This window comes from Thalassolituus sp., assembly GCF_034111725.1.
Classification (GTDB): domain Bacteria; phylum Pseudomonadota; class Gammaproteobacteria; order Pseudomonadales; family Oceanobacteraceae; genus Thalassolituus.
This window is the reverse complement of the sequence record NZ_JAWUWR010000081.1, coordinates 34,215-47,928: the sequence shown is the minus strand read 5'-3', so window position 1 is coordinate 47,928 and position 13,714 is coordinate 34,215. Positions and strand designations below refer to the sequence as shown.

Here is a 13,714-nt window from a genome sequence, read left to right as displayed (position 1 = left end):
TGTCAAATTACGACATAAGCTATCCTGTAAGGTCGATATTTACCACCAATTTCGGCTTGCTTGAACAGCCAGCCCACCGCATCATAGTAGGCTACTATCGAGGGGTTACGAACCGTGTTTGATAAGAATGACCTGCTATTACTGATTACAACGACAATGCCGTTCGGCAAATACCAAGGTCGGGTCTTGATGGATATCCCAGAAGAATACCTACTATGGATGAATAATAAGGGCTTCCCCAAAGGACAGCTGGGCCAACTCCTAGCACTTGCGCTAGAATTAAAAATTCACGGGTTAGAGGATATTCTTACTCCCCTGAGGAAGAACAATCCCCCTCGCCATCAACACCCTATAGACGATACGCTGCATTAATGACTATGAAGTATCTTGGCCTGTTAGAAACAGACGACTTATATTCTGACCTACTAGAAGACTATAAAAGTTACGGCACCATGTTTCGGCATTTTTTTAGTCGTCTACCATCAAGTTCTCATGAACTCGATTTTCGCCACTATCGAGTTAAACAGGGTGAATTGCCACAGAGCTTCGATGAGTGCGATGCTTATTTAATTACCGGTTCCAAAACTGGGGTATACGACAATGAATGCTGGATTGAGCCACTCAGTCAGTGGATCAAAGCAGCTCATGAAATAGGCGCACCATTAGTCGGTATTTGTTTTGGTCATCAAATTATTGCGCATAGCCTAGGTGGACACGCCGAAAAAAGCAGCAAGGGATGGGGGGTTGGCGTGCACATGACAACCATAGAACACCGCCCCGCTTGGCTAAACGATCAACGCACTCATATGCGCCTCATTTATAGCCATCAAGATCAGGTAGAACAATTACCACCCAAAGCAAAACGCTTAGCAGGAAGTCGTTTTTGCAATAATGCCTCTTTTTTTATCGACGACCGAGTACTAACATTCCAAGGTCACCCTGAATTTACCGCAGAATACTTTGTACGTTTGTTAGACCGCCGCCGCGCCGCGATCGGCGATGAGATTTTAGATGCAGGATTTTCCAGCTTAAATCAGCCAACCGATGCTGACGATATTGGTGCTTGGATTTTGGAGTTTATTCGGCTACCCCGTGAATAGCTGATCGAGTACTAAAATACTCCGTAGTATTGAAATCGGTATAAAACAGAAAAGTAAAAATTACAGACCGATTAATTATCTTGAGGTAAAAACTTAGCAACGTACCAGCAACTTGCTTTAACGTTCAATTGCTCTGCATTAGCCCAAGCCAGTCCTACTTCAACTAGTTGCTCTGCTAAACCTTTGCCACGCAAACGGAAAGGTACATACGTATGGGTGAAATTAACATTCTGCCCCTCCAGCACATACTCAAGTAAACAGGTGTGTCCATCTTGTTCGATAATAAAACGAGCAAGCTCTGGCTGATGCAGAACCATAATAATCTCCCGTAAATAATAGCATTAGCTTCTATTGAACTCGGTGTGGCATAAGTTGCAACGAAGTAACGCGATAGCCTTCTAACTGTATGTAACCAGCGTAACGCTCATCACCGGTAGAAGTAAATTCGAAAGCGTAGCAGCGGCTTAGCACAGGCGTATTATCTTTACGCCACTTAAACCGCATACTTTCTAAAATGAGCGTGTCATCCAGTAGCTGCAAAGCATCGGCCTCACACTGACGTCTTACTCGGCCTAACGCTAACGAACGTGCTCGCTGCTGCCGACTCCAACCTAAATAGAAAACGGCAAATACTGCACACACAGCGATCAGCAACAACATGAAGCAACTCCTGCAAGGGGTAAAGACTATATCGGTATGAAGCGGCGTGTTTTCAAGACACGATACAAGCCATTGGCAGGTATAATACCTCAATTGAACTTACTCGGAGATTACTATGGCTCGTCGTGCCTGTGCTCGTCACATTCTGGTTAAAACGGTAGATGAAGCAAACGCCTTGCTCAAGCGACTTAAAGAAGGCGAGGACTTCGACAAACTAGCGCGCAAGTATTCAACCTGCCCTTCTAAAAAGAACGGCGGCTCGCTCGGTGAGTTTAGCCGCGGCGATATGGTACGAGCGTTTGATGAAGCCGTGTTTGAAGGACCCGTATTGAAAGTACAAGGGCCGATCAAAACGCGGTTTGGCTGGCATTTGATCGAAACGATTTATCGTCAGTGATTGCTGAAGTAGGGCGTCGACGGACGTTTTTTATTTTTACCTCCCGATTATGGCTTTGGGTTGTCATTCGGCACTGCTCGCTGGCGCTCCCTGAGTACCTCCTACAGAGAACAGGCCATTAAAAGCTAACAGTTCAGACCGCAAAAACTCCAAAAAAAACGGCCCACTAAGTGAGCCGTTTTTTCATCGCGCTAACGATTAACCGAAGTAGCTAATCATCACACCCGCAGCAACCGCCGAACCAATCACACCAGCCACATTAGGGCCCATAGCATGCATCAGCAGGAAGTTTTGAGGGTTAGCTTCTAAGCCCACTTTGTTCGATACACGAGCCGCCATCGGCACCGCCGATACACCCGCAGAACCAATCAATGGGTTGATAGGATCTTTCGAGAACTTGTTCATGATCTTCGCCATGATGACGCCTGCGGCAGTACCCATGCAGAAAGCAACCATGCCTAGAATCAAGATGCTTAGAGTATCGAAATTTAAGAACTTATCAGCGCTCATTTTCGAGCCAACACCCAGCCCTAAGAAAATAGTCACAATGTTGATCAATGCGTTTTGAGCGGTATCGCTCAAACGATCAACAACACCAGACTCTTTCATCAAGTTACCAAAACAGAACATACCCAAAAGAGGCGCTGCGGATGGTAGCAACAAGGCAACCAACACCAGCAAAGTAATCGGGAAAATAATCTTCTCACCCTTACTCACTTCGCGTAGCTGACTCATTTTGATCTTACGTTCAGATTCGGTGGTCAACGCTTTCATGATTGGTGGTTGAATCATAGGCACCAATGCCATGTAAGAGTATGCAGCAACCGCAATTGCACCCAGCAGCTCAGGTGCCAACTTCGATGCAATAAAGATCGAGGTTGGACCATCAGCACCACCGATAATGCCGATCGCAGACGCTTGTTGCAGCGTGAAGTCCATCACACCGATATCAGTGAAGAAAGCAGCACCAAACAAAGTACCGAAAATACCAAACTGTGCGGCAGCGCCTAACAATAAGGTTTTAGGGTTCGCCAACAAAGGTCCAAAATCCGTCATTGCACCAACACCCATGAAAATGAGTAGAGGGAATAAGCCGGTTTCAATACCCGCGTGGTAAATGTAATACAGCAAACCTGCCGGGCTATCGAGGTGACCGTCTGCAGCGATCACTGGGCCAGCATAAAAGCCAGCACCAGGGATGTTTACAAACAGCGTACCAATAGCGATTGGCAATAACAGCAAAGGCTCAAACTGGAACTTAGGATGGATAGCCAAAAATAACAGCAAACAACCAATGCAAAGCATTGCCAGTTGGCCTAGCTCCATCTGGTACAAACCAGTGTCGTGCCAGAGGTTAATCAAACTATGCATGACAGCTCCTTAACCTAGGGTATACAGAGTATCGCCCACTTTAACAGCAGTACCTTCTTTGGCAGAAACACTGCCAACGGTGCCGTCTTTAGGTGCGCGAATCTCAGTTTCCATTTTCATGGCTTCCAGAATCAGAACAACGTCGCCTTCAGCAACTTCATCGCCCGGTTGAACTAATACCTTCCAAATATTACCTGCCAATGGCGAAGTAATTGGATCACCGCCACCCGCTGCAACAGGTGCAGAAGATGAAGAAGCACCACCTATCGACATAGGTGCACCATTCACCGGAGCAAGGTTAGTTACATCACCACCTTCATTAACTTTTACAACGTACTCGTTGCCATCAATGTTGATCGTGTATGTATCGGCACCAGCAGCACTTGGAGCTGGCTCGAATGCATCTGGGTTACCACGATTAGCCAAGAACTTAGGCGCTACTTGCGGGAACATAGCCAGAGTCAATGCATCGTCGATGGCGTTTTCAGCCAACTTGAAGCCTTTCTCTTCTGCCAGTTTCTTCACGTCAGCCAGAACTTGATCCATTTCGTTATCGATCAAGTCTGCAGGACGACAAGTAATGGCTTCTTTGCCTTCTAGAACACGAGCTTGCAGCTCGGCATTCATAGGCGCAGGCGCAGCACCGTATTCACCTTTAAGGATGCCTTGAGTCTCTTTCGAGATCGACTTGTAACGCTCGCCAGTCAATACGTTTAGTACTGCTTGAGTACCAACGATCTGAGAAGTAGGCGTGACTAGAGGGATAAAGCCGAGATCTTCACGCACGCGTGGGATTTCTTTTAATACTTCATCGAACTTGTCAGAAGCACCCTGCTCGCGCAGTTGATTTTCCATGTTGGTCAACATACCGCCCGGTACTTGAGCAACCAAAATGCGAGAATCAGTACCGCGAAGAGCACCTTCAAACTTAGAATATTTCTTACGAACTTCGCGGAAGTAAGCGGCAATTTCTTCCAGCAACAACAAGTCGATACCTGTGTCACGATCAGTACCAGCTAATGCAGCCACTACTGATTCAGTTGCCGTATGGCCATAGGTCATCGACATAGAAGAGATTGCGGTATCAACACGGTCAATACCCGCTTCAACTGCTTTCAAAATGGTCATATCAGATAAGCCAGCCGTCGCGTGAGCGTGCAGCTGAACTTCTAGATCTGTCTGGCCTTTCAGGCGAGAAACCAATTCGTAAGCATCATATGGAGTCAGAACACCGGCCATATCTTTAATGGCGATAGAGTCTGCACCCATATCTTCAATTTGTTTCGCCAAGCTTACCCATGCTTCCAGCGTGTGAACTGGGCTAGTGGTATAAGACAAGGTCGCTTGTGCATGACCGCCGTTCTTTTTAACTGCCTTTAAAGCAGTCGCAAGATTGCGCGGATCATTCATTGCATCGAACACGCGGAATACGTCTACACCATTGGTAGCAGCTCGTTCTACGAATTTCTCCACAACATCGTCAGCGTAGTGACGATAGCCCAGCAGGTTCTGGCCACGAAGCAACATTTGCTGCTTAGTTTTTGGCATTGCCTTTTTGAACTCGCGGATACGATCCCATGGATCTTCACCGAGGTAGCGGATGCAAGAATCAAACGTTGCACCGCCCCAAGATTCAAGTGACCAGTAGCCGACTTGATCGAGTTTGGCAGCAATAGGAAGCATGTCGTCAATACGCATGCGAGTGGCCAGAATAGACTGGTGTGCGTCGCGAAGAACGACGTCTGTGATACCTAAAGGTTTCTTAGAATCGGACATGGATGATGGCCTTTTCTTCCGTTAACGTTGTAAACGTATGGGTTGTTATATACCGCATGCTACTTTTGGCGCGCGCGATGCTCTTTTACCGCAGCTGAAAGTACTTTCAACAATTGCGGATCTACCCCTGACTGCTTCTTAGTTACCACTTTAGCGGGAACGATGACAGGCTCAGGCGTAAGTTTAGTTACCAGCTTGGACATGAATCCCGTTACGAACACCAGCATCGTCAAAAAGACGAATACTACGCCCATACCGAAGATCATCAGCTCCAAACCCTGTGAGACGAGGCTAGGCTCAGACATGCAGGGGGCTCCTTATGATGTCATGTTTATACTTGTTCTAGTCTTTTCATCAGGGCACAAAAAACCCTGCCAATAGGGCTGACAAGCCGGCGTAGATTACTGAAAAGACCAATTTAAAGCAACTGCCATAAAGAAGCCAAAGCGCATGGTTATGCCGCTTAGAAGAGTGAGTGGCTAGCGATAAAACGCTCAGGTGCGTATACTCTCGCGCCTCCACTTGTAATACGTACCACCATGTTTACTGGCACACTCCCTTTTTCTCTAGAAGGTCGACCTTACATTGCGCTAGCGCCGATGGAAGGCCTTATGGATGGAGAATTTCGTGAGTTATTGACCGCTGTTGGCGGCATAGATCACTGTGTGACTGAATTCATTCGTATTACAACTCAAGTGCTACCAGCAAAAGTTTACTATCGCCTTTGTCCTGAGCTGCATAATAGCGGCAAGACATTCGCTGGGACTCCGGTGCATGTGCAGCTACTTGGTAGTGATCCCGACGTAATGGCAGCGAATGCGGCGGTTGCGGCAAGCTTAGGTGCGCCCGCCATTGATCTTAATTTCGGCTGCCCCGCCAAAACGGTCAATCGCAGCATGGGTGGCGCAGTTTTACTACAGTTCCCCGATTTACTGCACCGCATTGCTACCCAAGTGCGGGCTGCCGTGCCAAGCCACATCCCCGTCAGTGCCAAAATGCGATTAGGCTTTAACGACAAAACCTTAGCAATAGAAAATGCTCAGGCTCTCGCTAACGGCGGCATCCAATGGCTCACCGTGCATGCGCGCACCAAAACCGAAGGCTATAAACCACCGGCCTACTGGGATTGGATAAAACAGATAAAAGATGCAGTTACTATACCTGTGCTCGCCAATGGTGAGATCTGGACGCCGGCACAAGCCGCACAATGCCAACAAGAAAGTGGCTCCGATGTATTAATGATTGGCCGAGGCTTAGTTTCGACACCGGATTTGGCCCTGCGCATTAAGCAGCCAGATCATGTACCGATGACATGGCAACAACATTTAGCGCTACTGCCTATATTGGCGAATAAGCTACCGGACATTACCGATAAGCAATTGGTGGATCGAATGAAGCAATGGCTGCATTACTTTTCGATCCAATCAGCTGAGCTAGCTCAGGTATTCGAGGATGTGAAACGCGAGCGCGACAGAGCTGCGTTTTTTGCGGCCTTGCAGGAAAGAATCGACAGCTAATTAAGCTTCTGCAATCACAACGGCGCGTAGCGGTGCCGGATAGCCTTCAGCAGTTTTGTTGATATCACTAGGATCGAGAAAATCCTTTAGCGAATTAAACGTCATCCAATCAGTGGAACGTTGTTCCTCTAGCGATGTTTGGTTCAAATCGACGATGCGCGCATTCTTGAAACCTACTCGACGACACCACAACAACAGAGTTTCAGGCGAAGGTAAAAACCAAACATTACGCATCATGGCGTAACGGTCTTCGGGCATTAGTACTTCACCTAAAGGGCCATCAATAACTAAGGTTTCCAACACCAACTCACCACCGGGCCGCAAGGTATCACGCAGCTCCTGCAGATGATCAATCGGCGATTTACGATGATATAAAACACCCATCGAAAATACCGTATCAAAGGCTTTTAATCGTGGCGGCACGTCCTCCATTTTTAACGGCAACAAGTCAGCCGGTAATTTACCCAATGCCGCTTCAGCGTATTTTTTTAGTGCTTGGAACTGCATTAAAAATAACCGCGACGGGTCAACACCAATCACGCGCGCAGCACCATCACCCAGCATGCGCCACATGTGGTAACCCGAACCACAACCCACGTCGAGCACCACACGTCCATGCAATGGCGATAAATGTGGCGCTACACGATCCCATTTCCAATCGGAGCGCCATTCGGTTTCTATGTGTGTATCAAAGAATTGAAATGGGCCTTTACGCCAAGGAATCAGCCCTTTCACCGCGGCTAAAACCGCCGCTTGTTGTTCTCTGGAAATATCAGTACTCGTCAGAGCCAAATCATGCGCCGTTAAATCACAATTCACTTGTTCCAGATCGGGCAAGGAGTACAAGGCATCTAACCAACGACGCTGATCACCATGTTCGTTATCGTGTAATACACCCTGTAATTGTTGTTCAACAACAGCACCCCAAGCCGCAAACTTACCTTCATTTAAAAAGGAACGTAGTTCGTCAAACCAAGGCAATAAAGACTCAGAGTTCGCAATATCAGCTGTTATTACATCGGTGTTCATAATAAATTATTTAATCGCTAAAAATGAGGCAAAGTTAAAACACTGATACCAGCGAATGACTTGCGAAAAACCGGCAGCTTTTAAGCGCTCAATATGGGCTTCTTCTGTTTCCGGAATCAATACGTTATCAATGGCACTACGTTTCTGCGCAATTTCCAAATCGGAATAACCATTGGCGCGTTTGAAATCCAAATGCAGAGCATCCTGCACCGGTTGCTCATTGACATCAAAAGCCAGTTTCTCCGACAAAATTAATGCACCACCAGGTAAGGTGGCAGCGGCAATATCTTTTAATAATTCTAGACGATGCTCTAAAGGAATAAATTGCAGCACAAAATTCAACGCGGTAACCGAGGCATTTTCCAGTGGATAATTACAAATATCCTCACAAACAAAACTGACCGGTGCGTGCGCATCATCTAAGGCTAAATAATGCTCGGCACGCTCTAACATGGATGCCGAATTATCAATACCTATAATTTGGCAATTTGCGGCTCGCAGACCATGACGCATCGCCAATGTGACGGCACCAAGTGAACATCCTAAATCATACAAGTTGGAGTTAGCTTGCGCGTATTGCCCGGCGATCACCCCAGACATAGCAACGGTTTCGGCATAGCCCGGAACAGAACGACGAATCATATCGGGAAATACGCGCGCTACTGCGGCATCAAAGGCAAAGTCTGCTACTTCGGCATGCGGTGCTTGATAGATGTTGTCGCGTTCGCTCATAGGTTAGCCTAGCTGTACAAAAGGGCGCCATTCTAGCCCAAGCACACTACGACAACCAGAACCTGCGAAAGGATTGCCAATTAATTCATATCATGGCGTTCATTGACAACGACACGATTGCGACCGGTATTTTTTGCTACGAATAGACTGTTGTCTGCACGCTCTAAACAATGCTCTAACTTTTCGCTAGGTAAACGAACCGCCACGCCTAAGCTGCAAGTAATATGAATTGTTTTGGTTTTATGCGGGAAGAGGTAGCTTTCAATGCGCATACGAATACGCTCGGCCAGCATGCGAACATGAGGCAAAGACGCGCCAATGGTAACGATCACGAACTCTTCACCGCCATAGCGGTATAAGGAATCGGAATAACGCAAGCTATCCTCGACCTCTCGGGCAAAATCACTGAGGATAGAATCACCAGCAGCATGACCAAAACGATCATTTACTTTTTTGAAATGATCGATATCAACCATGATTAGCGCCACCGCTTTCTCAGATCTTGAGCCATAAGCATTTAGCTCATCCATTCGTGCATCCAAGCTGCTGCGATTGCCGACTAAGGTAAGATGATCGGTGCGAACTTTATGCCGTAACTGTTCCATTTGCCGCTCAATCATCTCGCCATTGAGGAGCAAAACACCAAAACCATTGTCTTTCGCTTCGGATAGATAACCAACACTGGCAAGAACAGGAAATTCATCACCACTGGCATTACGGGCACTGATACGAAAAGGCTGATGAGTGTAATGCGTACGATTTTCGCAATTAATAAAATTATCGAAATGTTTATCAAAACTTTCATGGGCTGATGATGCAAGCAGTTCACGTATGTGTCGCCCTTGCAAATACTCAACAGGGAATTCAAATAATTGCGAAGCACCGTCGTTAGCTAACTTAATTTTGCCGTCTCTACCCACGAATAATACGCCTTTAGATATAGTATCTAGCAGCATAGTTAATTGAGATTGCGCACCCACGCGCGCTTCAATTTCTTGATTCAAAGAATCAAACCACTCATCTTCGCGCCGCGAGTTCCATAAAAGAACAGAAACAATGGTCAAGCAAAAACCGGACGCCATGATGGCCAAACCAAATGATGCGGTTAAATACTCTTGGTTCACCAGTTGGTGCAGGACAGCTCCCGTACCTAATGGGATAAATAAGGTTGGCAAGATGAGACGTCTAAACTGGCGAAAACCCGGACCATCATCTGGGTAATGATCTGCTCTGTTACGGCGCCCTACTCCCATAGCAACGGCCATATACAACAAGATGAACGACACACTCGTGTGGATCGCCATGGTCGAAAAGGCGTCAACTTTGGCTAAGTCAGAATAATCATAAATATATATGACTGCCCCAGTGGTTGGGGTGAGAGCACCCAAAATAATCAAGGCGATTACTAGATTGTGAGAATGACGTCTAAGAATACTCCCGACCATCATCAACCCTGATAACAGCATGAAGGTCCAGCAGGTTGACGGAGACGAGCGTAAAGACAAAGGATCGACTGAGTTATCCGACCAAAACCATTCATCAATACCGAATGACATATCAAGCCAGTATTGCAGCAGAGTCAGCGCGGATAAAACAAAAACAATTGTCCCCGTTATTTTGCTACAAAAACCAAAGACGACATGGCGATCGCATATCAAACCTAAACTCAATAGAGCAAAAAACAGCGCGGTATTGAACACCATCGCAGGAAAATCATCAGCAAATCGAGTAATCGTCGGAATAGCTGCAATCCAGCCGAGTAATACCGCAGCAGCAACCGCCAACACCAGCACAGCCAAAGCTCTAGCGCCTAGATTCTGGAACGCTTGCCAATTTAGATTTAAGGCTTGCCGTGGTGGAGGCGATATATCCATATAAATGAGCGCGGATTAGATCCAATAGTTAGACAAAAGGTCAGAAACGTTCTCTTCTCAAACAGCACAAATGTGAGAATATGTGTGTTTTTGAGTCTAGTAGTTAACTGAAACAGCGCCAGTTCAGCTATTGAATGGTTACGAATGACTACAAAAGGCCTAGTAGGATAATAGGTGATCATGCCAACTAGGACATGCCTTATTAGACGCAGTTGTTGGCAATAACAACGCAGGTTAACGGCAGGTGATCAATCATCACCGTCCACGACGAGAGGCTTAAGACGCATAGATTCGTGCAAATCATGTTCGTCATTGGCTTCCTCTACGAGGTTTTTTGCCAACTCCTTCTTAACCCTGACACCCAACTTCAAAAACTGATCCGCTTGGCTAAACAGATTGCCACGCCCCGTTTTTAATGAGTTCCAAGCACTATCCCAAGTGCCTTGTGCGGTATTCAACTGTTTGCCTAGAGTTTCCATACGATCCACAACAATCGTTAACTTGTCATAAATCTTGCCTGCTTGCTCAGCAAGTTTCTCAGTGCTCTTGTTACGGCGTTCTATTGCCCAAATACTGGCAACCGTGCGCAACGTCGCTAACAAGGTCGTTGGTGTAACGACCACGATACGACGCTCAAACGCATCATTGAATAGACTTTCATCATGCTGAAACGCCAACATAAAGGCGGGTTCAATCGGCATAAATAAGAAGACAAAGTCTGGCGAGTTGATACCTTCCAGCTGTTGATACGCTTTTTCACTCAAACTACGAATATGATTGCGAATAGCATCGGTATGACGGCGTGCCGCAAGTGCTCGCGCCTCATCAGTTTCTGCTGCGACATAATCGGTATAGGCATTCAGCGATACTTTAGAGTCGATAACGATGTGCTTACCTTCAGGCAAGTTAATAATCACATCGGGACGAAAACGTTGGCCTTCATCATTCTGCATGCTCTGCTCGCGTTGATACTCTTCGCCCGCGCGTAAACCGGAACGCTCAAGTACTCGTTCAAGTACCATCTCGCCCCAGTTACCTTGAGTCTTTTTCTCGCCGCGCAGAGCGGTCGTTAGCGCATGAGCTTCTGTGGTCATCTGCTTATTAAGCTGATGCAGCTCGGTAATTTGTGCTTTTAACGTCGTTCGATCACGTACGTCGTCTATATGTACATCTTCGACTTTCTTTTTTAGCCCTTCGAGCTGCTCTTTAAACGGTGTTAATACCGTATCCAAACCGACGCGATTTTGTTCAGTAAATTGTTTGGTTTTTTGCTCGAAGATTTTTTGGCTAAGCAATTCGAACTCTTTTAACATGTCTTCTTTATTGCTTTGCAGCAGGGCTAACTTTTCTTCGGCATGCTGTTGTTGTTGCAGACGAGTTTCTTGCTCGGTCGCCAATTGAGTTTGGCTTTGCTGTAACTGCTGCTGCATTTCACGCAGAGTGTGTTCTAACTGCTCTAATTTCGCTTGTTGCTGTGCTAATTGCTGCTGCTGAGCTATAACTCGCTCTTGCTGACGCGCTTCTTCCACCTGATAACTTTGCAATTGCGCCAATTGTTGCTGCGACGCTTGCTGCAAGGCTTGATGTAGCGCTTGCTCTTGCTGGTAGTCTTGCTGAACTTGAGCCAACACCTGTTGCACGCGTTGATGCTCTTCAACCATGCGCGCAACCTTGCGACCACGCAGCAGATAACCTAAGCCACCAGCCGCAATAAATCCAAACACCAGCAAGGCAATAGCGATCTGACTTGGGTACTGATTAAACCATTCAGGCATTCTTTGGCTCCATTAAATCGAACAGGCTATTCAGTAAATAATCAGGGTGGCTAAGCGCAATATCATCGCCGTGGTTATAACCATAAGTGACGGCTGCAGAACAAATAGCTGCTGCTTTCGCCGCTCCAATATCATGGCGTGAGTCGCCAATCATCAGCGCATTACTCGGTGTCACATCCGCAAATTCACAGGCTTTGAATAACGGCATTGGCGAAGGTTTTTTTTCGCTGAAGTCATCACCACAAATCAGCCTAGCAAAATGCCCCGTCCAACCCAGTGAATCAATGAGCGGCACGGTAAATAAACGTGGTTTATTGGTGATTAAAATCTTCGGCGTCGTAACGCGCTCTAACCAGTCCGAGACACCAGGAAAAACACCTGTAGCATGATGCAAGGTGGATAAATAGGCCGTATCAAACAATTGACGCGGGATCAGTAATTCACTGGCAGTTAATGCGTTAGCGGCTTCTTCGTCACCACAACTGAGTGCGCGCCGAATAAGCATATCAGCACCATTGCCAATCCAATGACTTACTTGTTGTTGACCTGCAGGCTCTCGCCCCAAAGCCACCAGCATAGTATCCACCGCCGCAGCTAAGTCAGGCACGCTATCGATTAACGTACCATCCAGATCCAGCAGCACTAGTTCAGGGCCAGTATCGCCAAAGCGCTGACGAACAGCGCTATTCCATTGGACGGAAAAATCACGATCAGGCATTAACGCTGGCGATCTCAGAACGCATTTTATCAATCACGGTTTTATAATCCGGCGCATTAAAAATCGCAGAACCGGCAACAAACATATCGGCGCCCGCCGCGTAGATTTCGGCGATATTGTCAACCTTAACGCCACCATCAATTTCTAAACGAATATCGAAACCCGACGCATCAATTTTCGCGCGCGCTTCACGCAATTTATCTAACGTATTAGGGATAAACGACTGACCACCAAAGCCTGGGATAACCGACATCAGCAGCACCACATCGAGCTTATCCATGACGTAGTCCATATAATGCAGCGGCGTTGCCGGATTAAATACTAAGCCCGCCTTACAACCTGCCGCTTTAATCAGCTGCAAGCTACGATCAATATGTTCAGAGGCTTCAGGGTGGAAAGTAATATAGGTCGCGCCGGCTTCGGCAAAATCGCCAATCATCTGATCGACTGGCTTGACCATCAAATGCACATCAATCGGTGCCGTAATGCCATGATTCCGTAGCGCCTTACAGACCATAGGTCCGATGGTAAGGTTAGGGACATAGTGGTTATCCATAACGTCGAAATGAACCACATCCGCACCGGCGGCTAATACGTTTTCTACTTCTTCGCCTAGGCGCGCAAAATCCGCAGACAAAATAGACGGAGCAATCAAGCATTCCTTCATGAGGGCAAACCTTTCGATAACTGAGCGTTGGGGGCATTGTAATGCCTTGGCGTCAGACACACTACCGCCGTCGTAGGAACACTTCTTGCTGAGTACAA

General features: G+C 46.9%; 15 protein-coding genes. 4 read left to right on the top strand and 11 right to left on the bottom strand.

Going from position 1 to position 13,714, the window contains the following annotated elements; translation table 11 throughout:
- The first annotated feature begins 114 nt into the window (after positions 1-114).
- Positions 115-372 (top strand): DUF3820 family protein, encoded by a 258-nt coding sequence (locus tag UXZ23_RS14150; RefSeq protein WP_320821203.1) that lies wholly within the window; start codon positions 115-117, stop codon positions 370-372.
- The gene (locus UXZ23_RS14145; protein WP_320821202.1) at positions 372-1,100 is read left to right on the top strand and encodes a glutamine amidotransferase-related protein; all 729 of its coding nucleotides are present in this window, start codon (positions 372-374) and stop codon (positions 1,098-1,100) included. The genes UXZ23_RS14150 and UXZ23_RS14145 overlap by 1 nt, the downstream gene beginning before the upstream one ends.
- Before the next feature lie 71 nt (positions 1,101-1,171).
- Here UXZ23_RS14145 and UXZ23_RS14140 read toward each other — a convergent pair whose 3' ends face one another.
- Complete coding sequence (locus UXZ23_RS14140) at positions 1,172-1,417, bottom strand: GNAT family N-acetyltransferase (protein WP_320821201.1); 246 nt, start codon at positions 1,415-1,417, stop codon at positions 1,172-1,174.
- A gap of 31 nt (positions 1,418-1,448) precedes the next feature.
- Positions 1,449-1,760 carry a DUF3301 domain-containing protein gene (locus UXZ23_RS14135; protein WP_320821200.1) on the bottom strand — a complete coding sequence of 104 codons (312 nt, stop codon included), beginning with the start codon at positions 1,758-1,760 and terminating at the stop codon, positions 1,449-1,451.
- Positions 1,761-1,875: 115 nt separating this feature from the next.
- Here UXZ23_RS14135 and UXZ23_RS14130 point away from each other — a divergent pair, with 115 nt between their 5' ends.
- Positions 1,876-2,157: a peptidylprolyl isomerase gene (locus UXZ23_RS14130; RefSeq protein WP_015487801.1), complete on the top strand. Its 282-nt coding sequence runs from the start codon at positions 1,876-1,878 to the stop codon at positions 2,155-2,157.
- Positions 2,158-2,355: 198 nt separating this feature from the next.
- Here UXZ23_RS14130 and UXZ23_RS14125 read toward each other — a convergent pair whose 3' ends face one another.
- From UXZ23_RS14125 to UXZ23_RS14115, 3 genes are read right to left on the bottom strand one after another with little or no spacing between them, the layout of a single operon-like run.
- Positions 2,356-3,528, bottom strand: a complete 1,173-nt coding sequence (locus UXZ23_RS14125; protein WP_320821199.1) for a sodium ion-translocating decarboxylase subunit beta — start codon at positions 3,526-3,528, stop codon at positions 2,356-2,358.
- Between the two features lie 9 nt (positions 3,529-3,537).
- On the bottom strand, positions 3,538-5,304 hold the full coding sequence (oadA, locus tag UXZ23_RS14120; protein WP_320821198.1) for a sodium-extruding oxaloacetate decarboxylase subunit alpha: 1,767 nt from the start codon (positions 5,302-5,304) through the stop codon (positions 3,538-3,540).
- A gap of 59 nt (positions 5,305-5,363) precedes the next feature.
- Positions 5,364-5,609 (bottom strand): OadG family protein, encoded by a 246-nt coding sequence (locus UXZ23_RS14115; protein WP_025264914.1) that lies wholly within the window; start codon positions 5,607-5,609, stop codon positions 5,364-5,366.
- 234 nt (positions 5,610-5,843) lie between these two features.
- On the opposite strand from UXZ23_RS14115, the gene UXZ23_RS14110 reads away from it, so the two are divergent.
- Entirely contained in the window at positions 5,844-6,821 is a 978-nt protein-coding gene (locus UXZ23_RS14110; RefSeq protein ID WP_320821197.1) for a tRNA dihydrouridine synthase, read from the top strand.
- Here the strand turns inward: UXZ23_RS14110 and cmoB are convergent, their stop codons facing one another.
- The 6 genes from cmoB to rpe all read right to left on the bottom strand — a co-directional run bounded on the left by cmoB (position 6,822) and on the right by rpe (position 13,616).
- Positions 6,822-7,850, bottom strand: coding sequence for a tRNA 5-methoxyuridine(34)/uridine 5-oxyacetic acid(34) synthase CmoB (gene cmoB, locus UXZ23_RS14105; RefSeq protein ID WP_320821196.1), 1,029 nt, complete (start codon positions 7,848-7,850; stop codon positions 6,822-6,824).
- A 6-nt stretch (positions 7,851-7,856) separates the two neighbouring features.
- The gene (cmoA, locus tag UXZ23_RS14100; RefSeq protein ID WP_320821195.1) at positions 7,857-8,582 is read right to left on the bottom strand and encodes a carboxy-S-adenosyl-L-methionine synthase CmoA; all 726 of its coding nucleotides are present in this window, start codon (positions 8,580-8,582) and stop codon (positions 7,857-7,859) included.
- A gap of 80 nt (positions 8,583-8,662) precedes the next feature.
- Positions 8,663-10,456, bottom strand: coding sequence for a GGDEF domain-containing protein (locus tag UXZ23_RS14095; protein ID WP_320821194.1), 1,794 nt, complete (start codon positions 10,454-10,456; stop codon positions 8,663-8,665).
- A gap of 248 nt (positions 10,457-10,704) precedes the next feature.
- Positions 10,705-12,231 (bottom strand): DNA recombination protein RmuC, encoded by a 1,527-nt coding sequence (locus UXZ23_RS14090; RefSeq protein ID WP_320821193.1) that lies wholly within the window; start codon positions 12,229-12,231, stop codon positions 10,705-10,707.
- Positions 12,224-12,949, bottom strand: a complete 726-nt coding sequence (gph, locus tag UXZ23_RS14085; RefSeq protein ID WP_320821192.1) for a phosphoglycolate phosphatase — start codon at positions 12,947-12,949, stop codon at positions 12,224-12,226. Before gph ends, UXZ23_RS14090 begins: the two co-directional genes overlap by 8 nt.
- Entirely contained in the window at positions 12,942-13,616 is a 675-nt protein-coding gene (gene rpe, locus UXZ23_RS14080) for a ribulose-phosphate 3-epimerase (RefSeq protein ID WP_320821191.1), read from the bottom strand. Before rpe ends, gph begins: the two co-directional genes overlap by 8 nt.
- Between the last annotated feature and the right edge of the window lie 98 nt (positions 13,617-13,714).